General features: G+C 73.8%; 24 protein-coding genes. 15 read left to right on the top strand and 9 right to left on the bottom strand.

Features of this window, described 5'->3' with window-relative positions; translation table 11 throughout:
* Window positions 1–4 precede the first annotated feature (4 nt).
* Complete coding sequence (locus tag DSM104329_RS21505) at window positions 5–898, top strand: hypothetical protein (RefSeq protein WP_259311906.1); 894 nt, start codon at window positions 5–7, stop codon at window positions 896–898.
* On the opposite strand, the gene DSM104329_RS21500 is transcribed toward DSM104329_RS21505, so the two are convergent.
* Both DSM104329_RS21500 and DSM104329_RS21495 read right to left on the bottom strand, forming a co-directional pair.
* Window positions 886–1,641, bottom strand: coding sequence for a class I SAM-dependent methyltransferase (locus tag DSM104329_RS21500; RefSeq protein WP_259311905.1), 756 nt, complete (start codon window positions 1,639–1,641; stop codon window positions 886–888). The genes DSM104329_RS21505 and DSM104329_RS21500 overlap by 13 nt on opposite strands.
* A gap of 7 nt (window positions 1,642–1,648) precedes the next feature.
* Window positions 1,649–2,413 (bottom strand): glycosyltransferase family 2 protein, encoded by a 765-nt coding sequence (locus DSM104329_RS21495; RefSeq protein ID WP_259311904.1) that lies wholly within the window; start codon window positions 2,411–2,413, stop codon window positions 1,649–1,651.
* A gap of 29 nt (window positions 2,414–2,442) precedes the next feature.
* Here DSM104329_RS21495 and DSM104329_RS21490 point away from each other — a divergent pair, with 29 nt between their 5' ends.
* The gene (locus tag DSM104329_RS21490) at window positions 2,443–4,419 is read left to right on the top strand and encodes an ArnT family glycosyltransferase (RefSeq protein WP_259311903.1); all 1,977 of its coding nucleotides are present in this window, start codon (window positions 2,443–2,445) and stop codon (window positions 4,417–4,419) included.
* 14 nt (window positions 4,420–4,433) lie between these two features.
* Here the strand turns inward: DSM104329_RS21490 and pspAB are convergent, their stop codons facing one another.
* Both pspAB and htpX read right to left on the bottom strand, forming a co-directional pair.
* A complete protein-coding gene (pspAB, locus tag DSM104329_RS21485) occupies window positions 4,434–5,009 on the bottom strand; it encodes a PspA-associated protein PspAB (RefSeq protein ID WP_259311902.1) in 576 nt (191 codons plus the stop codon).
* Window positions 5,009–5,911: a zinc metalloprotease HtpX gene (gene htpX, locus DSM104329_RS21480; RefSeq protein WP_259311901.1), complete on the bottom strand. Its 903-nt coding sequence runs from the start codon at window positions 5,909–5,911 to the stop codon at window positions 5,009–5,011. Before htpX ends, pspAB begins: the two co-directional genes overlap by 1 nt.
* 144 nt (window positions 5,912–6,055) lie before the next feature.
* On the opposite strand from htpX, the gene DSM104329_RS21475 reads away from it, so the two are divergent.
* The 3 genes from DSM104329_RS21475 to DSM104329_RS21465 all read left to right on the top strand — a co-directional run bounded on the left by DSM104329_RS21475 (window position 6,056) and on the right by DSM104329_RS21465 (window position 9,346).
* Entirely contained in the window at window positions 6,056–7,282 is a 1,227-nt protein-coding gene (locus tag DSM104329_RS21475; RefSeq protein ID WP_259311900.1) for a murein hydrolase activator EnvC family protein, read from the top strand.
* Window positions 7,283–7,374: 92 nt separating this feature from the next.
* Entirely contained in the window at window positions 7,375–8,142 is a 768-nt protein-coding gene (locus DSM104329_RS21470) for a prolipoprotein diacylglyceryl transferase (RefSeq protein ID WP_259311899.1), read from the top strand.
* Window positions 8,143–8,155: 13 nt separating this feature from the next.
* Entirely contained in the window at window positions 8,156–9,346 is a 1,191-nt protein-coding gene (locus tag DSM104329_RS21465) for an MFS transporter (protein WP_259311898.1), read from the top strand.
* A gap of 5 nt (window positions 9,347–9,351) precedes the next feature.
* Here the strand turns inward: DSM104329_RS21465 and DSM104329_RS21460 are convergent, their stop codons facing one another.
* Window positions 9,352–10,053 (bottom strand): alpha/beta hydrolase, encoded by a 702-nt coding sequence (locus DSM104329_RS21460; protein ID WP_259311897.1) that lies wholly within the window; start codon window positions 10,051–10,053, stop codon window positions 9,352–9,354.
* Window positions 10,054–10,077: 24 nt separating this feature from the next.
* Here DSM104329_RS21460 and lysA point away from each other — a divergent pair, with 24 nt between their 5' ends.
* From lysA to thrB, 4 genes are read left to right on the top strand one after another with little or no spacing between them, the layout of a single operon-like run.
* Entirely contained in the window at window positions 10,078–11,331 is a 1,254-nt protein-coding gene (gene lysA / locus DSM104329_RS21455) for a diaminopimelate decarboxylase (protein WP_259311896.1), read from the top strand.
* Window positions 11,315–12,562 (top strand): homoserine dehydrogenase, encoded by a 1,248-nt coding sequence (locus DSM104329_RS21450; protein WP_259311895.1) that lies wholly within the window; start codon window positions 11,315–11,317, stop codon window positions 12,560–12,562. Before lysA ends, DSM104329_RS21450 begins: the two co-directional genes overlap by 17 nt.
* Window positions 12,562–13,584, top strand: a complete 1,023-nt coding sequence (gene thrC, locus DSM104329_RS21445; RefSeq protein ID WP_259311894.1) for a threonine synthase — start codon at window positions 12,562–12,564, stop codon at window positions 13,582–13,584. Before DSM104329_RS21450 ends, thrC begins: the two co-directional genes overlap by 1 nt.
* 10 nt (window positions 13,585–13,594) lie before the next feature.
* Window positions 13,595–14,446: a homoserine kinase gene (gene thrB / locus DSM104329_RS21440; RefSeq protein WP_259311893.1), complete on the top strand. Its 852-nt coding sequence runs from the start codon at window positions 13,595–13,597 to the stop codon at window positions 14,444–14,446.
* 257 nt (window positions 14,447–14,703) lie between these two features.
* Here thrB and DSM104329_RS21435 read toward each other — a convergent pair whose 3' ends face one another.
* Both DSM104329_RS21435 and DSM104329_RS21430 read right to left on the bottom strand, forming a co-directional pair.
* Window positions 14,704–15,483 (bottom strand): ParA family protein, encoded by a 780-nt coding sequence (locus tag DSM104329_RS21435; protein ID WP_259311892.1) that lies wholly within the window; start codon window positions 15,481–15,483, stop codon window positions 14,704–14,706.
* A 68-nt stretch (window positions 15,484–15,551) separates the two neighbouring features.
* Window positions 15,552–16,133: an FHA domain-containing protein gene (locus tag DSM104329_RS21430; protein ID WP_259311891.1), complete on the bottom strand. Its 582-nt coding sequence runs from the start codon at window positions 16,131–16,133 to the stop codon at window positions 15,552–15,554.
* A gap of 169 nt (window positions 16,134–16,302) precedes the next feature.
* On the opposite strand from DSM104329_RS21430, the gene DSM104329_RS21425 reads away from it, so the two are divergent.
* The 3 genes from DSM104329_RS21425 to DSM104329_RS21415 all read left to right on the top strand — a co-directional run bounded on the left by DSM104329_RS21425 (window position 16,303) and on the right by DSM104329_RS21415 (window position 17,701).
* A complete protein-coding gene (locus tag DSM104329_RS21425) occupies window positions 16,303–16,542 on the top strand; it encodes a hypothetical protein (RefSeq protein ID WP_259311890.1) in 240 nt (79 codons plus the stop codon).
* A gap of 63 nt (window positions 16,543–16,605) precedes the next feature.
* A complete protein-coding gene (locus tag DSM104329_RS21420) occupies window positions 16,606–17,100 on the top strand; it encodes an SRPBCC family protein (RefSeq protein ID WP_259311889.1) in 495 nt (164 codons plus the stop codon).
* 31 nt (window positions 17,101–17,131) lie between these two features.
* Window positions 17,132–17,701 (top strand): hypothetical protein, encoded by a 570-nt coding sequence (locus tag DSM104329_RS21415; protein ID WP_259311888.1) that lies wholly within the window; start codon window positions 17,132–17,134, stop codon window positions 17,699–17,701.
* Window positions 17,702–17,711: 10 nt separating this feature from the next.
* Here DSM104329_RS21415 and DSM104329_RS21410 read toward each other — a convergent pair whose 3' ends face one another.
* Complete coding sequence (locus DSM104329_RS21410; RefSeq protein ID WP_259311887.1) at window positions 17,712–19,361, bottom strand: penicillin-binding transpeptidase domain-containing protein; 1,650 nt, start codon at window positions 19,359–19,361, stop codon at window positions 17,712–17,714.
* Window positions 19,362–19,465: 104 nt separating this feature from the next.
* Between DSM104329_RS21410 and DSM104329_RS21405 the strand changes: the two genes are divergently transcribed.
* Complete coding sequence (locus tag DSM104329_RS21405) at window positions 19,466–20,617, top strand: MarP family serine protease (protein WP_259311886.1); 1,152 nt, start codon at window positions 19,466–19,468, stop codon at window positions 20,615–20,617.
* A gap of 31 nt (window positions 20,618–20,648) precedes the next feature.
* Window positions 20,649–22,877 (top strand): DNA topoisomerase 3, encoded by a 2,229-nt coding sequence (locus DSM104329_RS21400; RefSeq protein ID WP_259311885.1) that lies wholly within the window; start codon window positions 20,649–20,651, stop codon window positions 22,875–22,877.
* 77 nt (window positions 22,878–22,954) lie between these two features.
* Here the strand turns inward: DSM104329_RS21400 and DSM104329_RS21395 are convergent, their stop codons facing one another.
* Window positions 22,955–23,431: a hypothetical protein gene (locus DSM104329_RS21395; RefSeq protein WP_259311884.1), complete on the bottom strand. Its 477-nt coding sequence runs from the start codon at window positions 23,429–23,431 to the stop codon at window positions 22,955–22,957.
* Window positions 23,432–23,602: 171 nt separating this feature from the next.
* Between DSM104329_RS21395 and DSM104329_RS21390 the strand changes: the two genes are divergently transcribed.
* Window positions 23,603–26,575, top strand: a complete 2,973-nt coding sequence (locus DSM104329_RS21390) for a PD-(D/E)XK nuclease family protein (RefSeq protein WP_259311883.1) — start codon at window positions 23,603–23,605, stop codon at window positions 26,573–26,575.
* Window positions 26,576–26,589: the final 14 nt, after the last annotated feature.

Raw genomic sequence — 26,589 nt, 5'->3', positions numbered from 1 at the left:
GGCCATGCCCCGAATCATCGCCGCCGCCGCGCTCGTCGCGGCGCTGCTGGCCCTGAGCGCTCCCACCGCCGGGGCTCAGGGCACACCCGGCCCGCACACCGAGACGAAGACATCCGGTGCGGTGACCGCGACCCTCACCTACCGGCTGAAGCGCTTCATCCAGGCGACGAACGTGCGCCTTGCCGTCACGCGCGGCGGCGCACCCGCCACGCTGCCGAGCGGCGGCGACGTCGCCGCGGGCTGCCGGTTCTGCAAGGGCGCCGCGCCGATCGGCGGCCTGAGCGAGGGCGGTGGCGAGCCCGTCTCGTCGCTGACGATCGCGGACCTCACCGGCGACGGCGACCCGGAGGTCATCGTCGACCTGTTCACCGGCGGCGCGCACTGCTGCTCGGTGTCGGTCATCTACGGCTGGGACGCCGCGACGAACGCCTACCGGCGCCTCGACCAGCTGTGGGGCGACCCCGGCTACTCGCTCGCCGACCTCCCCGGCGGGCCGGCGCAGGAGCTCGTCACCTTCGACGACCGGTTCGCCTACGCGTTCTGCGCCTACGTGTGCTCCGCGATGCCCGAGCAGATCTGGCGCTACCAGGACTTCGGGCTCGTCAACGTCACGCGCGAGTATCCCGACCGCATCCGCGCCGACCTGCGCGCGCTGCGCGGCAGCCTGCGCCAGGCGCGCCGGCACCGCGACGAGGGCTTCTCGATCAAGGGGATCCTGCCGGCGATCTGCGCCGACCTGTACCTCCTCGATCGCGGCTCGGCGTGTCGCCGGGAGCTCAACGCGGCGCTGCGCCGCGGCGAGCTGAAGAAGCGGCCCGGCGACATCGCCGAGAAGTACGGGCGCGCATACATCCGCTCGCTCCTCACGTTCCTGACGAAGACCGGCTACCGCACCTGATCCGCCCCGGCCTGGCCGATCGCCAGGATCGAGACACCGAACGGGAAGCTGACCCCGCGGCGCAGGAGTGCCTCCTCGGAGCCGAACGCGCCCGCGAGCAGGCGGTTCATGCGCGGCGAGCCGAGCTCGAAGTCCGAGCGCAGCTCGCCGCCGCCCCGGTCGCGGCGCAGCACGCGGACGGCGGCGATCGGGCCGAACAGCAGCGTGTTGAAGTAGGTCGCGCGGCGCACGTCGAGGCCGGCACCCCGCAGCAGCGCGACGAGCTCGCGGCGCACGTAGCGGCGGCGGTGGTGGCTGATCTCGTCCTGCGGCCCCCACATCCAGCGGTACGCCGGCACCGTGACGATCGCGGTGCCGCCGGGCCGCAGCACGCGGCGCATCTCCGCCGCCATGCCCGCATCGTCGTCGAGGTGCTCGAGCACGTCGAACGCGCTGACCACGTCGAGGCTCGCGTCCTCGTGCGGCAGCCGGCCGCCCTCGAGCCGCGCGACCGAGGTCAACCCCCGCTTCGCGCAGAACGCCACGGCCTGCGGGTCGGCGTCGAGCCCCTCCGCCCGGCCGAAGCGGCCCAGCTCGCGGACCATCGTCCCGGTGCCGCACCCCACGTCGAGGAGTCGCCGGGTGCCGCCGGGTGCCGGCGCCAGGGCCCGGGCGAGCTCCGACAGGATGATCCGGCGACGCCCCAGGAACCACCAGTGCCGATCCTCGATCTCGAAGTACTCCGCGTAGAAGCGCTCCTCCATCGAAGCGCTAGGGCTGCAGCTCGACCGCGGTGTCGCGGTTCCGGGCGGCCTCCATCAGCTCGCGGTCGGCGCGGGAGGGCACGTGGATGCGCCGCCACATCGTCGCGATCGTCCGCAGCGTCCGCGGCACGTCGCTGGCCTGGACGGTCGTCTCGCCCGCCGTCCGCGGGTAGTGGCGCACGCCCTTCTCGGCGACGCGGAAGTTCCACCGCCGGGCCTTGGCGACGAGCTCCGTGTCGACGAAGAAGTCGTCGGACTCGATCGTGATCTTCTCGAGCACCTCGCGGCGCAGCAGCTTGTAGGCGCAGTCGACGTCGCGCACGTGGACGCGGAACAGGACGCCGACGAGGCGGTTGTAGCACCACGAGACGATCGAGCGCAGCACCGTGTCGTAGCGGTACACGCGGAAGCCGATGACCATGTCGTGGTCGGCCATCATCGGCAGGAACCACTCGAGCTCGGCGAGGTCGAACTGGTTGTCGGCGTCGGTGTAGAAGACGAGCGCGCCGCGCGCGTGGCGGAAGCCGGAGCGGATGGCGGCGCCGTAGCCCTGGTTGACCTCGTGGCGCAGCACGCGCACGCGGCCGTCCCGTGCGCCGCGCGCCGCGGCCAGCGCGCGTTCGACGGTCGCGTCGCGGCTGCCGTCGTCGACGACGAGGACCTCGAAGTCGTCGACGAGGTCGGGCAGCACCTCGAGCGCGCGGCGGACCACGGGCTCGATGTTCGCCTCCTCGTTGTAGGCGGGCAGCACGACGGACAGGGCGGGCGGCATCTGGGCCGAGGAGACTAGTCTGCGGCCGGATGCCGTTGCGTGATCGCCTGGGGCGCCCCGAGGCCCTCGTCGTCGCGGCCGTCGTCGGGTTCGTGGCGCTGACGGTGTGGTGGGTCTCGCGGGACCACCGGGTGCCGACGTTCGACGCCGGCGGCCACATGTTCACCGCGCTCTGGTTCCGCAACGAGATCGCGGGCGGGGACGTCCTGTTCCCGTTCAACTACTACAACTCGTTCGGCTACGCGCCGCTCGTCCAGCTCATCGGGGCGGCGGCGACGGTGATCGGCGGGCGCAGCGTCATGACGCTCGTCCTGTCGCAGAACGTCGTGTTCGTGCCGATGCTCGCCCTCGGCTGCTACGGGGCGGGGACGATCGCGTTCCGCAGCCGCCTGGCCGGCGCGCTCGCCGCGGTCTTCGCGCTCGGCACGCCGATGCTGACGAGCCTGCTGCACATCTACATGCTCGACCCGCCGCAGACCGCGCTCGTCGCGCTTGCGGTCTGGCTGCTGCTCGCCTCCCGCCGCTTCGAGCGCACGGGCTGGGCAGCGGGCGCGGGGGTGGCGTTCGGCTTCGGCCTGCTGACGAAGCTGACGTTCGCCGTCTTCCCGGCGGGCCTGATCGCGGTGATGCTGCTGCGCGGCGGATGGCGCCACTGGCGGGGGCTCATCGCGTTCGCCGCACCGGCGGTCGTGATCGGCGCGCCGTACTACCTGCGACACGCCTCGGACGTCCTGCGCTACGCGGCCGGCTCCAACGTGGCCGGCACGTCCCTGGGCGACTACGGCGCCGACCCGGGGCGCTTCACGGTCGGCGACCTCGGCTGGTATCTGTGGAACGCGATCAACGTCCAGCTGCTGCTGCCGTTCACGGTGCTGGTCGTCGTCGGGATCGTGATCGCCGTCGTGCGCTACGCCCGCGACCGCCGGTCCGACGACCTGGGTCCCGAGCTCGTCGGCGGCCTGCTCGTCTCCTACGTCGTGATCATGATGCTGGCCCACAACGACAACCGGTACCTGCTGCCGGCGACCGTCTACGCGGCCGTGCTGGGGACCGGATGGATCGCGACGGTGCGGTCGGCGACCTGGCGGGCGGTGGGCGCGACGGTCGTCGTGGCGATCGCCGTGATCAACGTCGTCACGACATCGTTCGGGGTGGGCGGGGTCGCGCGGGCGTCGCTGCCCGGCGCGCGCGACGACCGCATCCTCACCGGCCGCTTGACGGTGTTCTCCGACCGCGGGTTCCTCGTCGACGAGCCCGAGGACGGGGGCGACGTGCCGGCCATCCTGGAGGCCGCGCACGCCCGGGGCGCCCGCCAGCTGGCGATCGGCCGGCTGTCGGCCACCGAGGGCTTCTGGAACGCCCCGGGCCTGACCGCGCTGGGCGCGATCGCCGGCCTCGACGTCGCCCCGGCCAACGACCCCGCCGCGCTGGGCCCGAAGGACGTCTACGTGCGCCGTGAGCCGATCGTCGCCGGCGGCGCGCGGCCGTGCGCGGTGCTGCCCGACGGCACCGGGGTGTTCGTCACGCGCGGTCCGGACCTCGCGCCGGTCGAGCGGGCGACGAACCTGTACTGCCCGACGCGCTCGCCCCGTGTGTACGAGGCGCCGCACGCCGACGATCCGCTCCCGGCGGCGACACGCGCCCGGCTCACGCGGCTCGAGCGCGTGCTGGCCGTGGCTCGGCGTCAGGGCGTGCGGGAGGCCGCCTTCGAGGAGTCGCTGGCGATCGACCCGGCCTACGGCGGCGGCGCCGCCATCGCGGCGGCCGCGCGGCGGGCGGGCCTGCGGGCGCCGTCCGGCAACCGCGTCGACGGCCTCGACCCGGCCGACGGCGTGCTCCTCTTCCAGCGCCGGCTGCTGCCGAACTATCCGCCGGCGTGCCTGCGCAATGGCGACGACGGGCTGTTCCTCGTGCATGGCGGCGCCGTGCCGCAGCTCGAGTACGCCGAGCGGCTCTACTGCCCGACGCGGCGCCCGACGGACTACCGCGGCCCGCTGGCGGGCTGACCGCCGGCCGCGGATCAGATGGGGACGCCCCACAGCGGGAACCAGCGCTCGAGCTCGGGCTCGATCGGCAGCTCGCTGCCGATCTGGGCCTTGAGCTGCAGCTCGCGCTCGACCGAGCGCTGCTGGTCCCCCGGGGCGGGGACGAACGGGTACCAGGACCCGCGCTTGACGTTGTAGATGAAGTACAGCGGCCGCTTCTGGCCGTCCTCGAAGGCGAACACCGCCGCCAGCACCCGGTCGCCGTAGCCGCCGATCTGCAGCGCCTCGTAGACGGCGTTGATGCCGACGACGAGATCCTCGACGTCGGCGTCGCGCAGGATCATCCAGCGGTAGCCGAACGAGTCGTCGCTCGTGTCGACCGTCGTGCCGGTCTCCTCGCCGGTCGACTTGACGACCTCGACCATCTCCTTGACGATCTCGTTGAAGTCGGCGGTGGCGAGCGGCTGGAAGACGATCGCCGCCATGCCGCGCGTGTGGACGTCCTGCGACGTCTCCAGCGTCACGTACGCCGTGGACATGGCGAAGAGCCGATCGCGCTTGGCGGGCGCGGCGACCTTGCGGCGCCCGAGCAGCGCGTCGAGGAACCCCATCAGGCGGCCAGCGTACCCTGCAGCTGCTGCTCCAGGCGCTGAAGGCGCTCGATCCGCTTCTCGACCGGCGGGTGCGTCGCGAACAGCGAGCCGATCGCGCCCTTCGCCGACGCCGGGATGATGAAGAAGGCGTTCATCTCGGAGGCGGCGCGCAGGTCGCGCTGCGGGACGCGCTGCATCTGGCCGGAGATCTTCAGCAGCGCCGACGCCAGCGCGCTCGGCCGGCCGGTGAGCACCGCCGCGCCGCGGTCGGCCGCGAACTCCCGGTAGCGCGACAGCGCCTGCATGAGGAAGAACGAGACGACGTACACGATCATCGAGACGAGGAACACGACCAGCGCGCTCGGGCCGTCGTCGTCGTCGCCTCCGCCGCCGCCGAAGAGGAAGCCGAACTGCAGGATCATCGACGACAGCGCCGCGCCGAACGAGGCGATCGTCATGACCATGACGTCGCGGTTGGCCACGTGGGAGAGCTCGTGGGCGATGACGCCCTCGAACTCGGCGGGGGAGAGCAGCTCCATGATGCCGGTCGTCGCGCAGACCGTGGCGGCCTTCTGCGAGCGGCCCATGGCGAACGCGTTGGGCATCGGCGTGTCGATGACGGCGATCTTCGGCTTGGGGAGGTCCGCCTGGACGCAGAGGCGCTCGACGAGCGCGTGGAACTCCGGCGCCTGCTGCGCCGTGACGGTCTTGGCGCCCATGGACGCCAGGGCGATCTTGTCCGACGCGAAGACCTGCAGGAGGAACAGCCCGATGCCCACGACCACCAGCAGGCCGAAGCCGGCGCCGGCGGCGAAGAGGACGCCCAGCAGGGCGATGTACACCAGGCCCAGCAGGAACATGGTGAAGAGCATCCGGGCCTGGAGTCCGGTGTCCTTGCCGAACGAGGTGCGTGCAGCCATGGCCAAGAGGATGCCCTAACTCTGTTAAGACAGCCTGAAGCCGCTGTGGGCGGCGCCTTGCAACCTTTGAGCGAGGGTTGAGCCCTTGCTACAAGCAGGGATTCCGCGGTTCGTCCGCGCGTCCGCCCGACCCTCCATCATCGCTTGAGACTTCGCCTCCTGATCCTGTGCGCCTTCGCCGTCCTGCCGTTCGGCCTGTGGGCGCTGTCGCCGCTGGTCTCCAGCGGCGCCTCCGGACCGTCGCTCAACGAGGTGCAGTCGAAGATCCGCCAGAAGGAGCGCCAGATCGGCGCCAAGAAGGGCACCGAGCGGGTCCTGACGACCGACATCTCGCGCTACACGAGCCGGATCCGCGACCTCCAGGGCCGCATCACGGGCCTCCAGCGCCGCCAGCAGGCGATCCAGACCGACCTCGATGCCAAGCGCTCCGAGCTCGTGCGCGTCCAGGACCAGCTGCGCGACGAGCGCGCGCGGCTCACCCGCCTCAAGGGCCGGCTCGTCGTGTCGCGGCGGGCCCTCGCAACCCGGCTCGTCGAGCTCTACAAGGCCGACCGCCCGGACCTCATCACCGTCGTCCTGGACTCCAACAGCTTCGCCGACCTCCTCGAGCGCGGCGAGTTCCTGCGGCGCATCTCCGACAACGACCGCCGGATCGTTGCCGCGGTCAAGACGGCGAAGGCGGATGCCCAGGCGACGACGACGCGGCTCGCCGGGCTCGAGGCGCGCCAGCAGAAGGTCGCGGCCACGATCCTCACGCGCCGCGACGAGGTCGCCGGCGTCAAGAACGACCTCGTCAGCGCGCGCAGCGGCTACGAGCGCACGCGCGCCGGCCGGCAGAACCTCCTGTCGAGCGTGCGCGGGCAGCGCCACGCGCTCGAGGACGACCTCGGCGAGCTGCAGGACCAGCAGGCCAAGATCCAGGCCCGGCTGGCGGACATCGCGTCGGGCGGCAGCGCCGGCACGCTGCCCGCCGGGCCGATCAAGCCCGGCAGCGGCGGCATGATCTGGCCGGTCAACGGCCCGATCACCTCGCCGTTCTGCGAGACGCGGGCCTGGGAGTCGTGCCATCCGGGCATCGACATCGGGGTGCCGTCCGGCACGCCGATCCGCGCGGCCGCGTCCGGCAAGGTCGTGCTGATGCAGCCCGAGTCGGCCTCCGGCGGCTACGGCAACTTCACCTGCGTCCAGCACACGTCGTCGATGTCGACGTGCTACGCGCACCAGTCGCGCTTCGGCACCTCGATGGGCGCGAGCGTCACGCAGGGGCAGGTCATCGGCTACGTCGGGTGCACCGGCCGCTGTTACGGCGATCACCTGCACTTCGAGGTGCGCATCAACGGGTCCGTGGTGAACCCGCTGAACTACCTGTAGGTACGTTCACCGGGGCCCGCCTCTCGCCGGAGACGCCGGAAGCCCACCCGGCAGGCGCGGACCGGCGTCGGCACCCCGTAGGCTGACGGGCCGTGCTTCCCGAGATCGGCCCCGTCAAGACCTTCGGCGTCATGTTCGCACTGGCCTTCGTGGCCTGCGGGCTCATGGCCTGGCGACGCTTCAAGGAGCTCGGCAAGCCCACGGACTGGGCTTACGAGGTCGTCTTCGCCGCGCTCATCGGCGGCCTGGTCGGCGCCCGCGCGTACTACCTCATCCAGCATCCGAGCGAGCTCGGATTCTCCGGGATCTTCGGCGGCTCCGGGCTGGTGTTCTACGGCGGCGCGGTCGGCGGCGCCGCCGGCGTGCTCATCTGGGCCTGGTGGCGCGGCATGCTCAACGGCTACCTGCTCGACATGGGCGGGATCGGGCTGGCGATCGGCTACTCGATCGGCCGGATCGGCTGCCAGCTGTCCGGGGACGGCGACTACGGGACCGCGTCCTCGCTGCCGTGGGCGATGGCCTACCCCGACGGGACGGTGCCGACGACGCAGGAGGTCCATCCCACGCCCGTCTACGAGACGCTCGCGATGGGCCTCGTCGCCTGGCTGCTGTGGCGCTGGCGCGACCGCTTCCAGCCCGGCACCGTCTTCGCCCTCTACCTGATCTTCGCCGGCATCGAACGCTTCCTGGTCGAGTTCATCCGCCGCAACTCCGACGCGGCGCTCGGCCTCACCGCGGCGCAGTTCGAGTCGATCGCGTTCTTCCTGCTCGGCGGCATCATCCTCGCCATCATCGGGCGGCGGCACGGCGGCGTGATGCGCGGCGACACACGGCCCGGAGCAGCGCAGACCGCAAGCTGAGAGGGTCGCCCGCGTGGGCGCGCTCCGCCATCGGGACTTCCGGCTCCTCTGGGCCGGCCAGGCCGTCAGCACCGTCGGCGATGCGCTGAACATCGTCGCCCTCGCCGTGTTCGCGCTCGAGCGGGGCTACGGGCCGTCCGGCCTCGGCGCGATGCTCGCCGCGCGGACCGTGGCGATGATCCTGTTCCTGCCGCTGGGCGGGATCGTCGGCGACCGGATGTCCCGGCGCGGGCTGATGATCGCCTCCGACGGCGTGCGCGCCGGCGCGATCATCGCCCTCGCGCTCGTCCCGGCATCAACGCCGCTGGCCCTGGTCGCCGGACTGGCGTTCCTCGTCGGCGCCGGCCAGTCGTTCTTCCAGCCCGCGTACGGGGCGCTCATGCCGGGGATCGTGCCGGCGAAGGACCTGGTGTCGGCCAACAGCCTGACCGCGGTCGCCCGCCAGGGCGCGTCGGTGCTCGGGCCCGCCATCGGCGGCGCCCTCGTCGCGCTCGCCGGGGTCCGTCTCGCGCTCGTCGTCGACGCGGCGACGTTCGCGGTGAGCTCGGCGACGCTGATCGCGGTGCGCGAGCCGCCGCTGGCCGAGCGCACCGGCACGCCGTCCGTACGCCGCGACGTCGCCGAGGGCTTCGCGGCGGTGCGCGCACGACCGTGGATCGCCGCGGTCATCGGCATGGCGATGATCCAGCTGCTGTTCGTCATCGGCCCGTGGGAGGTCCTGCTGCCGGTGATCGCCCGTGAGGACCTCGGCGGCAACGGGGCGTTCGCGGTCATCCTCTCGGTCTACGCGGCCGGGGCGGTGGTCGGCGCGCTCGGCGCCGGCCGGATCCGCACGCGTGTCCCGGGGGTGGTCGCGCTGCTGGCCCTGATGACCTGGCCGCCGTTCTTCCTCGCGCTCGTCGGGCCGTCGCCGATCGCGCTCATCTGCGTGCTCGCGTTCCTGGCCGGCGTGGGCGAGGAGATCTTCGAGGTGCTCTGGGTCACGGCGGTCCAGCGCGACGTCCCGGCGCAGCTCCTGGCCCGGGTGATCTCGCTCGACTACCTCGGCAGCTACGCGTTCATGCCGATCGGGCTCGCGCTCGCCGGGCCGGCCACCGATGCGTTCGGGCCGGAGGCGGTGCTGATCGCCGGGGCGGTGGTCGCGGCGGCTACGACGCTGCCGCTGCTCGCGTTCCGGGGCGTGCGCCGGCTGTCGTCGCGGTGAGGCGGTCAGCGCAGGGCGCGCTCGAGCCAGCGCAGCGCCTCGCCCTGGAGCTCGGCGTCGTGCTGGATGGAGCGGTGGTGGCCGCCCGGGATGACCAGCAGGCGGCGCGGGCGGGCTCCGGCGGCGGCCGCGTCGAGCGCGACCGAGTGCTGGTAGGGCACCGACTCGTCGCCCTCCGCGTGCAGGAGCAGCAGGCCGCCCTCGTAGGCGCCCGCGGCCTGCAGGTCGTCGTGCTCGGCGAGGAACGCCTCGAGCGCCGGGCGGTCGGCGCGGAAGTCGAAGCGCCCGGCGCGCAGGGCGACGATCAGGCCGTCGGCCGGCGCCGGGCAGATCGCCACGACCGCCCTGGCGCCGAGCGCCGCCGCGGCGACGATCGCCAGGTAGCCGCCCATCGAGGAGCCGCGCAGCGCGAGCGGCACGTCGCGCGGCAACTCGCCCGCCACCGCCGCGAGGTCGTCGAGCACGCCCGCGCCCATCGGGCCGTCGCTCTCGCCGTGGCCGCGCGCGTCGAAGCACAGCGCGCACAGGCCGGCGGCGCGGGCCGCGCGGCCGAAGTCGTAGTGCGACTCCTTGCGCGATCCGGCGCCGTGCAGGACGAGCAGCGAGCCCCACGGCGCGCCGTCCGGGGCGAAGCGCGCCCAGGCCAGGCCGGCGGTCCGCCCCAGCTCGGGAGGCTCCATGGAGACGGTGCGGCTGCGCGGAGCCATGAACTGCGATCCTGCCAGGTCGACATGGCCGTCACCCAACAGCTCTCGCCTGCCTATCCCCAGCCCAGCCGCCTCGACGAGCGCGGCGTGCTGGAGATCGGCGGCTGCGATGCGCTCGAGCTCGCGCGGGAGTTCGGCACGCCCGCCTACGTCGTCTCCGAGGACGACCTGCGCGGCCGGGCGCGCGCGATGCTGGCGGCCTACGGTGCGCGGGCCGAGCGCTTCGAGGTGGTCTTCGCCTCGAAGGCGTTCCCGTGCACCGCGGTCTACCGGGTGTTCGCCGAGGAGGGCCTCGGCTGCGACGTGGCCTCTGGCGGCGAGCTGGCGATGGCCCTGGCCGCCGGGTTCGACCCGGCCCGCATCTACTTCCACGGCAACGCGAAGTCCGTGGGCGAGCTGCGTGCGGCGCTCGACGCCCGCGTCGGGACGATCGTCGTCGACAACGGCGACGAGATCGCCCGGCTCGAGGCGCTGCTCGGCGGCCGGACCCAGCGCGTGCTGCTGCGCGTCACGCCGGACGTCCGCGGCGAGACGCATGCCGCGATCTCCACCGGCCAGGCCGACTCGAAGTTCGGCGTCTCCATGGCCGACGCGCCGGCGGCGATCGCGCGGCTGCAGGCCGCTCCGGGGCTCGACCTGGCCGGCCTGCACTTCCACATCGGCTCGCAGCTGCTCGACGTCGTGCCGTACCTGCGCGCCGTCGCCGCGGTGGCCGAGCTCGGCGACTTCCCGATCGTCAACGTCGGCGGCGGCCTGGGCGCCGCGTACACCGACGAGCGCCCGCCGAGCATCGAGGAGTACGTGGCGGCGAAGGTGGACGCCGTCCAGGCGCACCTCGGCCTCGACCGCGTCATCGTCGACGAGCCCGGCCGCGCGCTGGTCGCCAACTCGACCGTGACGCTCTACACGGTGCAGTCGGTCAAGCGCAACGTGTCGACCTGGGTCGGCGTCGACGGCGGCATGTCCGACAACCTGCGGCCCATGCTCTACGGCGCCCGCTACGAGGTGCAGGTCGCCGACCGCTTCGGCGGCGACGTGCTGTGCCACGTGGCGGGCAAGCACTGCGAGTCGGGCGACGTCATCGCGCGCGACGTGATGCTCGACGATCCGCGGCCGGGCGACGTGCTCGTCACGCCGGCCACCGGCGCCTACGGCCACGCGCTGGCCAACAACTACAACGGCGTCCCGCGCCCGCCCGTCGTGTTCGTCAAGGACGGCGACGCGCGGCTCGTGGTGCGCCGTGAGACCAGCGAGGACCTGCTTGCCCGAGACGTTTGACGTCGGCCTGCTGGGGCACGGCACGGTCGGCTCGGCGTTCGCCGAGCTGCTCGACGCCCGCACCGAGCAGATCGAGACCACCACCGGGCTGCGGCCGCGGCTGTCGGGCGTGCTGACGCGCTCGCGCGGGGACTTCGACGAGATCCTCGCGGCGTCGGACCTCATCGTCGAGGTCATGGGCGGCGTCGACCCGGCCCGCGAGTACGTGCTGCGCGCGCTGCGGGCGGGCAAGCACGTCGTCACCGCGAACAAGCAGCTCCTGTCGCGCCATGGCGAGGAGCTGTGGGCCGCCGCGCGCGAGCACGGGGTGCAGCTGCGCTTCGAGGCGTCCGTCGGCGGGGTGGTGCCGGTCATCCGCGTGCTGCAGGAGACGCTCGCCGCGGCGCACATCGACCGCGTGACCGGCATCGTCAACGGCACGACGAACTTCATCCTGTCGGAGATGGCGCGCACCGGGGAGGCGTTCTCGTCGGCGCTCGCGGAGGCCCAGCGGCTCGGTTACGCCGAGGCGGACCCGACCGACGACGTCAACGGCGCGGACGCCGCGGCGAAGATGGCGATCCTGGCCCGGCTGGCGTTCGACACGCCGGTGCACCTCGACCAGGTCAGCTACGAGGGCATCGAGCAGATCACGCCCGACGACCTCGAGTACGCGCGGGAGTTCGGGCTGGGCCTGAAGCTCATCGGGACGGCGGAGCGCATCGGGCACCCAACGAACGAGGGCCGGAGTGGGATCAGCGTTCGCGTGCACCCGGCGTTCCTGTATCCCGGGCATCCGCTGGCGAGCGTCGCCGGGCCGTTCAACGCGGTGACGATCGAGTCGCCGGCGATCACCGAGATCACAATCAGCGGGCCGGGCGCGGGCGGGCCGCAGACGGCGAGCGCCGTGCTCGGCGACGTCATCAGCGCGATGATCCCGCCGGCGTCGACGCCGGAGACCTCGCAGCGGCTGCCGGTCGTGACCGACGTGGCGTCCGCGTTCTACCTGCACCTGGACGTCGACGACGAGCCGGGGGTGCTCGCCCAGGTCGCGGCGGCGCTCGGCGCCCACGGCGTGTCCGTGAAGTCGGTCGTGCAGAAGGGGCTCGGCGACCAGGCGCGCCTCGTGATGGTGCTGCACCGCGTGCCCGAGCGGCAGTTCATGGCCGCGCTCGACGAGATCGCCGACCTCGGCTTCATGCGCTCGCGGCCGCGGTTCATCCGCGTGATCGAAGAGGAGTTCGGGGTCTGATGACGGCACGCGTCGGGCTGATCGAGCGCTTCCGCGAGCGGCTGCCGTTCGCCGAGGCCGATCCGGTGGTGTCGATGGGCGAGGGCTCGACCCCGCTCGTCGCCGCGCCGTACGTGTCCGAGCGCGTGGGTGCGTACGTGTGGCTGAAGCTCGAGGGGCTCAACCCGACCGGGTCCTTCAAGGATCGCGGGATGACGTGCGCGGTCTCGGCCGCGGTGCGTGAGGGCTCCGAGGCGGTGATCTGCGCGTCGACCGGCAACACGGCGGCGAGCGCGGCGGCGTACGCGGCCCGGGCGGGGCTGCGCGGCGCGGTGATCGTGCCCGAGGGCAAGATCGCGACGGGCAAGCTCGCCCAGGCGCTCGTGCACGGCGCGCGGGTCGTCGCGCTGCAGGGCAACTTCGACGACGCGCTGCGGCTCGTGCGCGAGCTCGTGGCGCGCCATCCGATCTCGCTCGTCAACTCGGTCAACGCGTTCCGGCTCGAGGGCCAGAAGACGGCGGCGTTCGAGCTCGTCGAGGATCTCGGCGGGGACCTCGACGCGCTGTTCATCCCGGTCGGCAACGCCGGCAACGTGACGGCGTACTGGAAGGGCTTTGAGGAGCTCGGCCACTCCCCGCGGCTGTTCGGCTTCCAGGCCGAGGGCGCGGCGCCGCTCGTGCTGGGGCATCCGGTCGCGAAGCCCGAGACCGTCGCCAGCGCCATCCGGATCGGCAACCCCGCGCGCTGGGAGGAGGCGATGGCGGCCTTCACCGCCTCGCGCGGACAGGTGCGGGCGGTGTCCGACGCCGAGATCCTCGAAGCCTACGCGATGCTGGCCCGCCACGAAGGCGTCTTCTGCGAGCCGGCCTCCGCGGCCTCGGTGGCGGGGCTGCTGAAGTACGGCGCCGACGGGTGCGAGCGCGTCGCGTGCGTACTCACCGGCCACGGGCTGAAGGACCCGCAGACGGCCCTGGACCGGGCGGGCGGGGTCGTGCCGTGCGCGGCGGAGCTGCCGGCGCTCGAGCGCGCCGTGCTCGGCTGAGGGGTCGCGCGTGCATCGCCGCCGGGTCATCCGCGTCCCCGCCTCGAGCGCCAACCTCGGGCCGGGCTTCGACGCGTTCGCCGCCGCGCTGGGGTTCCATCTCGAGCTCGAGGTGGAGGAGACGGGGACGTTCGCGGTCGAGACCGAGCTGGACGTGCCGCGCGACCGGTCCAACCTGCTCGTGCGGGCGTTCGAGTGGCTGCATCCCGCCGACGGGCTGACGTTCCGCGTGCGCTCGACGATCCCGATGTCGGGCGGCATGGGGTCCAGCGCGGCCGCCGTGGTGGCGGGGCTGCTGGCCGCCGACCATCTCTACGAGCTCGACGCGGACGTGCTGGCGCTGGCGAGCGAGATCGAGGGCCATCCGGACAACGTCGCCGCGGCGCTGCACGGCGGGTTCGTGATTTGCGCCGACGGCGCGGCCGTGCGCTTCGATCCGCCGCCGGCGCTGGAGGCGATCATCGTCGTGCCCGGCGACCCGGTGCGGACCGAGGAGGCGCGGGCGGCGCTGCCCGAGGCGGTGCCGATGGCCGACGCCGTCTTCAACGTGGCCCACGGGGCGCTGCTGGTGCTCGGCCTCGTTCAGGGCGACCTCGAGCTGGTCGGGCGGGGTCTCGCGGACCGGCTGCACCAGCCGCGGCGGGCGCACCTGTACCCGCGCTCGATGGAGCTCGTGGCCGCCGCGCGCTCGCTCGGCGCCGTCGGTGCGTCGATCTCGGGAGCGGGGCCGACCGTGCTCGTCTGGACGCACGTGGAGCAGACCGGTGCGGTGTTCGGGGCTCTGCGGGAGTGGTCGGCCGGCTGGGCGACGGTGCAGCGGGCGGCGTTCGAGCCGGCGGGCGCGGACGTGCGCGAGCTGTAGGCCGCGCCGCGCCGCGCCGCGTAGCGCAGCGCCGCCCCGCGCAGCGCGGTCCGGTCGCGTCGCATCGACGGCGTCCCGCGCCGTGAACGCGACAGGATCGACCGAGGGCCGGCCCGCACTCGCACGCAGGAGCCACTCCGGCCGAACCCGCCCGCACGCTGCGCAGCCCACCCGTTCCCCGTCGTCGAGCCGTCCGCGACGGCCCGACCCGCGGCCAGCGCAGGAGCCGAGCAGCGCCCCGGCGGCCGGCTCCGCCCCTACGCCGCGCGCAGCCCCTTGAGCTTGCGTCGCGGCTCGTCCATCCCCAGCCGCTCGAGCAGCTCGTCGGCGAGCGCGAGATAGTCCGCGCCCAGGTCCGGCCGGTAGTCGAGGATCGAGACGCCGCGCTCGGCGGACTCCGCGTAGGCGATCGACGGACGGATGGTCGTGTCGAGCACCTTGTCGCCGTACTCCTGCTTGAGCGCGGCGTAGGTCTCGCGCGAGTGGACGGTCCGCATGTCGGCGATGTTCAGCACGACGCCGAGCCAGTTGAGGCTCTCGTTGTGCAGGTCGCGCGCCACCTCGACCATGTCGAGCACCTGGACGACGCCCTGCAGCGCGAAGTGCTGGGCCTCGGCGCTGATCAGCGTGTGATCGGCGGCGACGAGCCCGTTGACCGTGAGCAGGCCGAGCGCGGGCGGGCAGTCGATGAAGATCACGTCGTAGCGGCGCTTGACGTCCTTGAGCGCCCGCTTGAGGGTCAGCTCGCGGCCCATCTTGCCGGCGAGCGCCAGCTCGGCCTCGGCGAGCGGCAGGTTCGCGGGGACGACGTCGTCGTGGATCGCGTCGGCCAGGGCGGCGCGCCCGGCCAGCACGTCGGCGATCGTGGGGTCCGCCTCGGGGTCGACGTCGAAGTAGTCCGACAGGTTGCCCTGGGGGTCCAGGTCGATGGCGAGGACCTGCAGGCCGCAGCGCCGCAGGATGTCGGTGAGGGTGCGGACCGACGTCGTCTTGCCGGTCCCACCCTTCTGTGAGAGAACAGCGATCGTCTCGGCCATCGGAGCGCGCGGAGGTTACCGCCCGCGCGCTCCGGGCGGCGGCCCGGCACGGCCCGCCGGGCCGGACCTCAGGCCTCGGCCTCCGCCGCGGCGGTCGCCGCCGGCGCCGGCGCGATCTGCAGGTAGCTCAGGCGGTAGCGCCCGACCACGATCTCGTCGCCGTCGCGGATCATGTGCCAGTCGACGCGCTCGCCGTTGACGAACACGCCGTTGAGGCTGCGGTCGTCGAGGACGCGCACGCCGTCGGGCTGGCGCACGAGCAGGGCGTGGCGGCGGCTGACCGTGGGGTCGTCGAAGCGCACGTCGGCCGCGAGCGACCTGCCGATCCGCGTCCATTCGCGCGTGAGCGCGACGATCCGGATGTCCTCGCCGTCCTGCACGGCCAGGTACTGGCCGGGGCTGCCAGCGCACTCACGCGCCCGCGCCAGCCACTCGGCGCGGTCCTCCGGCTCGTCCTGAGCCGCATGCTCGCGGGTGAACCGCCCCGGCCCCGCGATCCCGAACAGCGATGCGCGCTGGAAGCGCCGTCCGCCGCAGCCGGGGCAGTCGGGCAGCGCGTCGTCGCCCGTCAGGGTGACGACGTAGCCACAGCCGTCACAGCGAAAGGATCCTGTGCCGGCGAGCGTGCCGGTCATCATCGAGTCGATCATCTTCCCGCCTCTCCTCGGGGTGATGGTCACGATCGTAACGCAGTCTGGCCGGAAGGCAAGTGCTCCGATCCGATGGACGCAATGGCGAAGACATCGTCGCGGTACCCGCCACATTGGACGAGGAAACGGCGGGGCAGGAGGCACCGTCCGAGCGCCGAACCCCGGACCCATGCGGCGGTCACGGACGGAGCTCGGCGAGCACTACATCCGCAAGAGCGTCGGGGCGCTCAGCGACGAGCGGGACACATGCCGGCACTGCAAGCGCACCCCGCTGGTCGGCGAGCGCGTGCACCGGCTCGCCGACGGCCGGCTCGTCTGCGAGCTGTGCCGGCCGCTGCGGCGCGTCGAGGACGCACGTGAGGAGATCGTGCGCCACTCCGAGCACGGCCACGCCGTGCGCGTGGTGTGACCCGGCGCCCCGGACGCGCCTCGCGGCCGGCTCGCCGCCTCGCGGCGTAAACTGCGCCGCCGAATGGATCCCGTCACCGTCACCACGACGATCGACCGGCCGCGCGAGGAGGTCTTCGCGTACCTCCTCGACGTCGCCAACCGCCCGGAGTACACCGACCACTACCTGGTCGACTGGCGGCTGACCCGGGAGCAGACCGTCGGGCGCGGCGCCGGCGCGCGGTTCCGCTTCAAGGCGCCGCTGAACCGCTTCAACTGGGCCGACATCACGCTGATCGAGGTCGAGGCGCCCCGCCGGATCGTCGAGGCGGGCCGCGGCGGCAAGTACAACCGCACCCGCCTGCGCGCCGTCTATGAGCTCGAGCAGGGCTCCGGCGGCACGACGAGGGTCACCTACATGCTCGAGACCAAGCCGGGCAAGCTCTCCGACGCGCTCATGGAGAAGGTCGGCTTCCGCGGGTGGATCAAGCGCAAGTCCAGCCGTGCGCTGCGGCGGCTGCGCTCGATCCTCGAAGACGACGAGGGCCGCGGCGCGCGGGCCACCATCGCAGGACGCTGAGGCCGGTCCGTCAACTAATGTTCCCGGCCGCATGAAGCTTCGACGCGCAATCCTCCTCGCCGCCCTCGCGCTCTTCGCGCTGCCCCTCGCCGCGTGCGGCAACAAGGAGAAGATCACGACCCATGGCGACACCGAGGGCACCTACGTCGACGTCGGCCAGCTCGTCTACCAGGTCCAGATCTCGCGCCAGCTCAACCCGAACGACCCCGAGGACCACGGCTACCTGATCGACCTGCCCTTCGGGCAGGACCAGCTCGCTCCGGACGAGGCGTGGTTCGCGGTCTTCGTCAAGGCCTGGAACGAGGGCGAGCAGGTCGCCCCGGCCGCGAACAACTTCTCGATCGTCGACTCGCAGGGCACCGTCTACCACCCGGTCCCGATCGGCCCGGACAACGTCTTCGCCTACCGGGCCGGCGACGTGCCGAGCGGCGAGCAGCTGCCCGAGCTCGACACCGCCGCATCGAACAACCCGTCGGTCCAGGGCTCGATGGTGCTGTTCAAGGTCAAGTACGACACGTTCAACAACCGTCCGCTCGATCTCGTGATCCGCGCGCCCAGGGGCCAGGAGCCCGCGGTGGCGTCGGTCAACCTCGACGTCTAGCGCCCGGCGGCTACAGCGCCGCGGAGATGACCTGCCGGGCGACGGGCGCCGCGACGCCGCCGCCCGCGCCGGCCCGCACGAGCAGGACGCCGACCGCCACCCGCGGCCGCCTGGCCTTGCCGGCGGGCGCGTAGCCGACGAACCAGGCGTCCGTGTTCGGCGGCTCGGGCACGGTGGTGGTGGGCGTCGCCGGCGACGGAGCGGTCTCCTCCGCCGGGGCCTTGCGCGTGTCCTCGAGCTCCGCTGTGCCGGTCTTGCCCGCCACCTTCACGCCCGGGATCGCCGCGGAGACGCCGGTGCCGTAGACGACGACCGCCTCCATCATGCGCTGCACCTGGTGGGCGACCCGCGGGCTCGTGGCGCGCACCGTCCCGCGGCGCTCGCCGTAGAGGAACGTCGGCCGGGGCCGCCGGCCGTCGAGCGCGATCGTCGCCGCCACGCCGGCCATCGCGAGCGCGGTCGCCTGGACCCTGCCCTGGCCGATCGCCGACGAGCCGACGGCGAGGTCGTCGCCGATCTCGTCGGCCGGGGGGATGGTCGGCGTCGCTGCGCCGGGGATGCCGACCGCCTCGTCGAAGCCGAAGCGCTTCGCCGCGTCGACGAGCCGCTCCGCGCCCAGCTCGGCGCCGAGCGGCGCGAAGACCGAGTTGCAGGAGTGCGCGAAGGACTGCACGAGGGTCCCGCCGCACGACTCGCCGTTGGCGTTCTCGAGCGGCACGCCCTCGAGCGTTGCCTCGGTCTGGACGGGATAGGCCTTCCGGGGGCTCGTTACCTTCGCCTCGAGCCCGGCGGTGACCGTGATGATCTTGAACGTCGAACCCGGGGGCTGCAGGCCCGAGAGCGGGATGCCGGCGGCGGCCAGCACCTCGCCGCCGTGCGGCCGCATCGCGACGACGCCGCCGAGCCGCCCGGCCAGCGCGTCGAGGGCCGCCTGCTGGACCTTCAGCGAGATCGTCGAGCGCACCGCGGCCGCGGCCTTCGGCGGCCGGCTGGCCAGCGTGCGCGACCCCGCGAGCAGGACGCCGCCGGGCTCGCCGCGCAGCTCGTCGTCGAGGATGCGCTCGAGGCCGGAGATGCCGACCTGCGCGTCGGCGGGCACGCCCTCGGCGCGCAGCGCCTCGGCGCGGTCGGCGGGAATCGGCCCGAGCTGGCCGACGATCGACGCCGCCGCCGTCGAGACGGCCTGGGCGTCGTCGTCGGCGCCACGGGCCATCGGGGTGCGGTCGCGGGCCAGGAGCGGGGCCCGGGCGGGCAGGCCGGTGCGTCGGTGCAGCCGCTCGCCCTCGTGCAGCCCGGGGAACACGAGCGTGGTGCTCCAGGCCACGCGCGGCTCGCCCTCGATCTCCGTGACCGGGACGCGCAGCTCGGTGCGCACGGTGCCGAAGGCGCGCGTGGCGACGGCGGCGGGCAAGGTGAAGACGTTGCCGCCGCCGTCCTGCGCGTCGCCGAAGCGGACCTGGATGCCGGTCGCCGTGACCTCGGCATCGCGATATGCCCGCGCGAACGACCGCAGCGTGCGACCGGCCGCCCGGGCGTCGGTGAGCGCGTACATGGCGGCGAGGTCTCCGCGCTGCCAGGCCGCCGCGAAGCGCTCGGCGAGGCGCTCCGAGGACGGCACGTGACGGCCGCCGAGCACGGCGCCGGCCGCGAACGCGAGCACGGCTGCCGCCACGATCGGTGCGACCCGTCGCCATCGCAGCCCTCCCTGCCGCTCCCTGTGCCCGCTCACAGATGACGAACGGTAGATCATGAGACCGACACCGCATGACCCGCCTCGACTGGATCATCGTCGTGATCGCCATCCTCGGAGCGATCGCCGGCTACGGCCGCGGCTTCGTCGTCGGCGCGCTGTCGCTCGCCGGCTTCGCGCTGGGCGCCGTGGTCGGCACGCGCATCGCCCCGCTGCTGATGAGCGGCGGGTCCTCCTCGCCCTACGCGCCGCTCTTCGGGCTGGTCGGCGCGCTGGCGCTCGGCGTGCTGTTCGCCGCCGGCTTCTCGGGCATCGCCTACCGCGTGCGCGGCGGGGCGCAGCGCATCCCCGGGTTCACGACGGTCGACGGGGCGCTCGGCGCGCTGCTGACCGCGGCGATCGCGCTCGCGCTGGCCTGGATCGCGGGCGCGGTCGCGTTGCAGACGCCCGGCCAGTCGAAGCTGCGCCGCGAGGTCCAGCGCTCCAGCGTGCTGCGCACGCTCAACAGCGTGCTCCCGCCGTCCGGGCCGATCCTCAACGCGCTCGCCCGCATCGACCCGCTGCCGGCGCTGCGCGGCCCCGAGGCCAACGTGCCGCCGCCCCGGGCGGCGATCGCGCGGGTGCCGGAGGTGCGCGGCGCCGCGGGGTCGGTTGTGCGGATCCTCGGCACCGCGTGCGGGCTCGGCGTCGAGGGCTCGGGGTGGGTGGTGGCGGACGGGCTCGTGGTGACGAACGCGCACGTGGTCGCCGGCCAGGACGACACGACCGTCCAGGTGCGCGGCACCGGAGCGCATCTCGACGCGCGCGCGGTCGCCTTCGACACCGATGACGACGTCGCGATCCTGCGGGTGCCGGGCCTGGCCGCACCGCGGCTGCGCCTGCGCTCGAGCGTGCCGGCCGGGACCGGGGGCGCGCTGCTCGGCTTCCCGCAGAACGGCCCGTACGACGTGCGGCCGGTCCGCGTGGGGGAGACGCGCGAGACGCTGGCCGACGATGCCTACGGGCGCGGGCCGGTGCGCCGCTCGATCGTGCCGCTGCGCGGGCGCGTGCGTCACGGCAACTCCGGTGGGCCGCTGGTGGACGCGAAGGGCCGGGTGATCGGGACGGTGTTCGCGTCCACGGTCGGCGCCGACCGGCCCGGCGGCTACGCGATCCCCAATCAGGTGGTGCGCGACGTGTTGCGCAATGCCGGCGCAACCGTGTCGACCGGCCCCTGCACGCGATGATCTGCCGGAGGGCCGCTATGGTGCCCCGTCCGTGAGCAAGACGCTGGTCATCGCCGAGAAGCCGTCCGTGGGACGCGACGTCGCGCGGGTCCTCCCGGGGCCCTTCGCGAAGAACGAGGGCTTCCTGGAAGGTCCCGAGCACATCATCACGTGGGCGGTCGGCCACCTCGTGCAGCTCGCCGAGCCCGACGAGTACGACCCCAAGTACAAGAAGTGGAAGATGGGCGACCTGCCGATCGTCCCCGACCGCTTCAGGCTCGTCGTGCGCGACGAGCGCTCCAAGAAGCAGATGTCGGTCGTCTCCAAGCAGCTCAAGCGCGACGACGTCGACCTCGTCATCAACGCGTGCGACGCCGGGCGCGAGGGCGAGCTGATCTTTGCCTACCTCTTCGAGAAGGCCGGCGCCAAGAAGCCGGTCAAGCGGCTCTGGCTGTCCTCGATGACGAAGTCGGCGATGGAGCACGCCTTCTCGAACCTGCGCGACGCCGAGGAGCTGCGCACCCTCGAGGAGGCCGCGCGCTCGCGCTCCGAGGCCGACTGGATCGTCGGCATGAACGCCACGCGGGCGGCGACGATCCGCCTGCGCTCATCATTCGACGGGGCGGTGTCGCTCGGCCGGGTGCAGACGCCGACGCTCGCCATCCTCGCCCGCCGCGAGGAGGAGATCGCCGCCTTCAAGCCGGAGCCCTACTGGCTTGTCGACGCGACGTTCGAGGCCGACGGGGCGCGGGTCTACGAGGGGCGCTTCCACGCCGGCGCCCAGCCGCGGATCGCCACGGCCGAGGAGGCCGAAGCGGTCGTCGCCGCCGTGCGCGGGCAGCGCGGCACGATCACCAAGCTCGACAAGACCAAGCGCACCGAGAAGGCGCCGCTGCTCTACGACCTCACGTCGCTGCAGCGCGAGGCCAACACGCGGTACGGCTTCTCCGCCCGCCGCACGCTCGGCGCCGCCCAGCGCCTGTACGAGGAGCACAAGGCGCTCACCTATCCGCGGACGAGCTCGCGCTACCTGACGAGCGACATGGTCCCGGAGATCAAGCCGACGGCGGAGCTCGTGGGCCACAACCCCGACTACCGCGCCGGCGCCGCGTACGTCACCGGGCTGGACCTGCTGCCGCTGGCGCGGGTCGTCGCCGACGACAAGGTGGGCGACCACCACGCGATCATCCCGACCCGGGCAGAGCACAAGCTCGACAAGATGGGCGAGGACGACCGGCGGGTCTACGACCTGGTCGCGCGCCGCTTCCTCGCCGTCTTCCATCCCGAGGCCGTGTTCGAGAACACGCGCGTCGAGACCACCGTCGCGGAGCAGGTGTTCCGCACGCGCGGCAAGGTCCTGATCGTGCCGGGCTGGCGCGGCGTCTACGGCCAGCTGGCCGAGGGCGAGCAGGGCGACGACGACGAGGGCCGCGAGCAGCAGCTGCCGCGCCTGGAGCGCGGCGAGGACGTCGACACCCGCGAGGTCGCCGCCGCCGAGAAGGAGACCAAGCCGCCGCGCCGCTACAGCGACGCGTCGCTGCTGGGCGCGATGGAGACCGCGGGCAAGCTCGTCGACGACGACGAGATGCGCGAGGCGATGAAGGACTCGGGCATCGGCACGCCGGCCACCCGCGCGTCGATCATCGAGCGCCTGATCGACGTGGGCTACGTCGAGCGCGAGGGCCGTTCGCTCGTGTGCACCGAGAAGGGCGTCAACGTCATCCGCCTCCTCGGCGCGCACCCGCTGACGTCGCCGAGCCTCACCGGCGACTGGGAGAACCGCCTCGACAAGATCGAGCACGGCGGCGACTCGCGCGAGAAGTTCATGGCGGACATCGCGAAGTTCGCCGACTCCACGGTGCGCGTCCTCGACGACACGCTCAAGGACGTGCGCATCCCGCGGGCCAACCTGGGCCCGTGCGCCGTCTGCGGCCACGACATCATCGAGAACCGCAAGGGCTACTCGTGCTGGTCGCGCGACGATCCGGGCTGCGGGTTCGTCATCTGGAAGTCGAAGGCGGGCAAGACGCTGTCGCCCGCCGTCGTGCGCGAGCTCATCCGCGCCGGCTACACGAGCAAGCCGGTGACCGGGTTCCGGTCGCGGGCGGGCCGGGCGTTCCGCGCACGGCTGGCGCTCGAGCAGACCGACGACGGCAAGTGGCGCGTCGAGTTCGACGAGCCGTGGGCCAAGGAGGGCGCCAAGCCGCCCGACGAGGAGACGGCCGCGCCGCCGCAGGGCGAGGCCGCCGCGGCGGCGTCGCAGCCCGCCGAGGCGGCGTAGGCCGCCTCAGCCGCGCAGGGGCACCTGCTCGCGCAGCCGGATGAGCGCGAGATCCTTGGCCTTGGCCTCGAGCATGACTAGCGGCGGCGCGCCGTGAACGCGGCGGAGCCGTCGCAGACCGTGATCGTGTTGCTCATCGTGAACACGTCGTAGTCCGAGGTCGAGTAGTTCATCGAGAGCCTGCCGGAGATGGCGCGGTCCTTGCGGACGGCTTCGACGTGGTAGTTGATCGTGACGGTGCGCCCGCCGAGGACGGCGCTCGGGTTCTGCTGGCTGAGCTTCTGGTCGGTGCCGGTGAGCGCGAAGGCGCCGGTGGGCTGGAACAGCTCGATGCCGGCCTTCGTGCCGCTGGAGCCGCCGGTCTTGATGCAGGCCATGGCGACCGAGCTCCTGACCGCGGCGCGCTTGCCGGTGACGTCGAGCGTGATCGGCGTCCCGGCGGCGGTCTTGCCGGCGAAGGCCCTGGCGGGCGCGGGCGAGGTGGGCGCGGCCGCGGCGGGCGCCGCCGCGGGGACGATGGTCAGTGCCGCGAGGGCGGGGAGGAGGCGACGCATCGGCGCAGCGTCGCGCCGGGGCGGGGGCGCGCGCATCGGGGAGATCCCTCTCTGCACGACGCCCGCTGGCCGTGGACGTGTGGGTGTCCATGCCCGCGGAGCGGGTCTCAGCGCCCGCACGTCCGGAGGGTGCGATGGCGTCGGGTGCGTGCGCCACAGTGTGGGACCCCGATGCCCCTGACCCTCCTCACCGGACCCGCCAACTCGGCCAAGGCCCGTGCCGTCCTCGGCGGCGTGCGCGCCTCGCTGGAGCGCGACTCCCTGCTCGTCGTGCCGACGGCCGCGGACGTCGAGCGCTACCGGCGCGAGCTCGCCGCGGACGGGCTCGTGATCGGCGCGCGGGTCCTGACCTTCGACGGTCTGCTCGGGGAGATCGCGCGGCGCGTGGCGGTCGCGGGGCGGCCGCTCGGAGACGTGTCGCGCGAGCGCGTCGTGGCGTCCGTGGTGGCGCGGGCCGATCTGCGGGTCATGGCGGCGTCGGCGGCGACGCCCGGGTTCGCCCACGCCGCCCAGCGGTTCTTCGCCGAGCTCGAGGTGGCGCGGGTGGACCCGGCGCGGCTCGCGGGGGCGCTGCGGGCCTGGGCGGGCGGCGACGGCGGCCGCGCCGCCTACGGCGAGGAGATCGCCCGGCTGTACGGCGCTTACCGCGCGATGCTCGACCGGCTCGGCCGGCCCGACCGCGAGCTGTGGGCGCTCGGCGCGCTGGACGCCCTCCGGCTCGGGCCGGCGCGCTGGGGGGCCACGCCGGTGTTCTTCTACGGCTTCGACGACCTGACGCCGCTCGAGCTCGACGCCGTCGACGCGCTCGGAAAGCGGGCCGGCGCCGACGTCTGGGTGTCGCTGACGTTCGAGCGGGGCCGCGCGGCGTTCGCCGGGCGCGCGCGGACCGTCGCCGAGCTCGAGCCGCTCGCCGACCGCCGCCTCGAGATGGAGCCGGAGGACCGCTACTACGCGCCGGCGGCGCGGTCGGCGCTGCATGCGCTCGAGCGGCGGCTGTTCGAGGAGCCCGCCGCGACCGCGTCCGATCCGGGCGTCCCCGGAGCGGACCCCACCGCCGCCGACCCCGCGGCCGCCCCGGTCGTTCTCCTGCAGGCCGGCGGCGAGCGCGCCGAGGCCGAGCTCGTCGCGGCGGAGGTGCTCGACCTCCTGCGCCGCGGCGTCCGGGCCGAGGAGATCGCGGTCGTCGCGCGCTCGCTCGACGAGATGGGCGCGCTGCTCGAGCGGGTGCTCACCGACTTCGGCGTGCCGTTCGCGCTGCGCCGGCGCGTGGCGCTCGCCCACACGGCGTGCGGGGCGGGCGTGCTGGCGCTCCTACGCTGCGCGGCGCTCGACGCCACCGCGGCCGACTTCGTCGCCTACCTGCGCGCTCCCGGCGTGCTCGAGCAGCGCGACCGGGCGGATGCACTCGAGCTCCAGGTGCGCCGCCGCGGCCTGGCGACCGCCGCCGACGCCCTGGCGGTCTGGTGCGCCGAGCACGACGAGCCGCCGGGGCTGCGGCGCGTCCGGATGGCGGCCGAGGAGGACGCGGGCGCGCTGTGCGAGGTGCTCGGCGAGGAGCTGTCGGGCATGCTCGCCGGAGTCGCCGCGTCGGCGCCGGGCCGCGTCCTGGATCGTGGTGGCCGCGCCGAGGCCCAGGCGGTCGCGGCGGGCCGCGCGGCGCTCGATGAGCTGGCGGCGCTATCGCGCGAGGCGCCCCCGCTCGCGCCGGCGCCGGCCGATCTGGCCGCGCAGCTCGGCGGGGTCGCCGCCTGGCGGGGCGAGGAGCCGGGACCGGGCCTCGTGACCGTGTGCGATCCGTTCGCGCTGCGCGCCCGCCGCGTGCGCGCGCTCGTGCTCTGCGGGCTGCAGGAGGGCGGGTTCCCGCGGCCCGCGACGCCCGAGCCGTTTCTCGCGGATGCCGAGCGCCGGGAGCTCGCCACTGCGTCCGGCGTCCTGTTGGCGCGCCACGAGGACGCCCTCGACGTCGAGCGCTATTTGTTCTACGCCACGGTCTCGCGCCCGGAGGAGCGCCTCGTGCTCGCCGCGCGCACCGCCGACGACGACGGCGATCCCGCGGTCCCGTCCTTCTTCCTCGACGACGTGCGCGACGTCCTCGGCGAACTGCCGCGCCGCCATCGCCCGCTCGGCGCGGTCGCGTGGCCCGGCGGGGCGCCGACGGCCCGGGCGGCGGCGCGCGCCGAGGCGGCCGCCGGGCCCGCCCGGCGGCCGGCGCCCATCGCTGCGCTGAGCGCGGAGCCCGTCCTGCGCGGCCTGCGCGAGCGCCCGGCGTGGTCGCCCTCGGCCCTGGAGCTGTGGGCGCGCTGCCCGGTGAAGTGGTTCGTCGAGCGCTACCTGGACATCGAAGAGCTCGAGCCGGACTCCGAGCCGCTGCGCCGCGGCTCGGTCGCCCACGAGACGCTGGAGCGGACGCTCGTCGCGCTGCGCGAGGAGACCGGATCGGCGAAGGTGCGCCCGGAGACGGTCGGGCGGGCACGCGTGCTGCTGCGCGAGACGCTGCGCGAGGTCGCGGCGCGGATCCGGATCTCGCCGAACCCCGAGCGGCTCGCCGCGGGCGCGCGACGCCTGGAGGCCGACCTCGAGCGTTACCTCGACGCCGCCGCGCGCGACGGCAGCATCTTCGAGCCGGCGCACATCGAGCTGAGCTTCGGCTTCCAGGACGAGGACCCGGCGGGCGTGCCCGCGCTCGAGCTCGCCGCGCCCGACGGCCCGCTGCGGCTGCGGGGGCGCATCGACCGCGTCGACGTCGACCCGTCCGGCCGCCAGGCCCAGGTGATCGACTACAAGACCGGGCGAGCGACCGAGGGCGGGCGGTGGGAGCGCGACGGCAGCTTCCAGGCGGCGATCTACCTGCGCGCGGCGACGGAGCTCCTCGGGCTCGAGCCGGCCGGCGCGTTCTACCAGCCGCTGTCGGGCGCCGACGGGCGCCGCCGCGGCCTGATCGTCGAGGATGCCGACCCGGACCTGGACGTCGTCAACAGCGACCGCCGCCCCGCCGGCGAGGTCGAGCAGATCATGCACACCGTGATCGACCTGGCCACCGCGGCGGCGGCGCAGGCCCGTGCGGGCGCGCTCGAGCCGCGTCCCGACAACTGCGGCCGCGACGGCTGCTCCTACCCCGGCCTCTGCCGGTGCGAGGCGGCGTGAGACCGTGACCGCGG

This window comes from Capillimicrobium parvum, from assembly GCF_021172045.1.
Classification (GTDB): domain Bacteria; phylum Actinomycetota; class Thermoleophilia; order Solirubrobacterales; family Solirubrobacteraceae; genus Capillimicrobium; species Capillimicrobium parvum.
The sequence above is the reverse complement of the archived record's forward strand: the minus strand, read 5'-3'. Positions and strand labels throughout refer to the sequence as shown.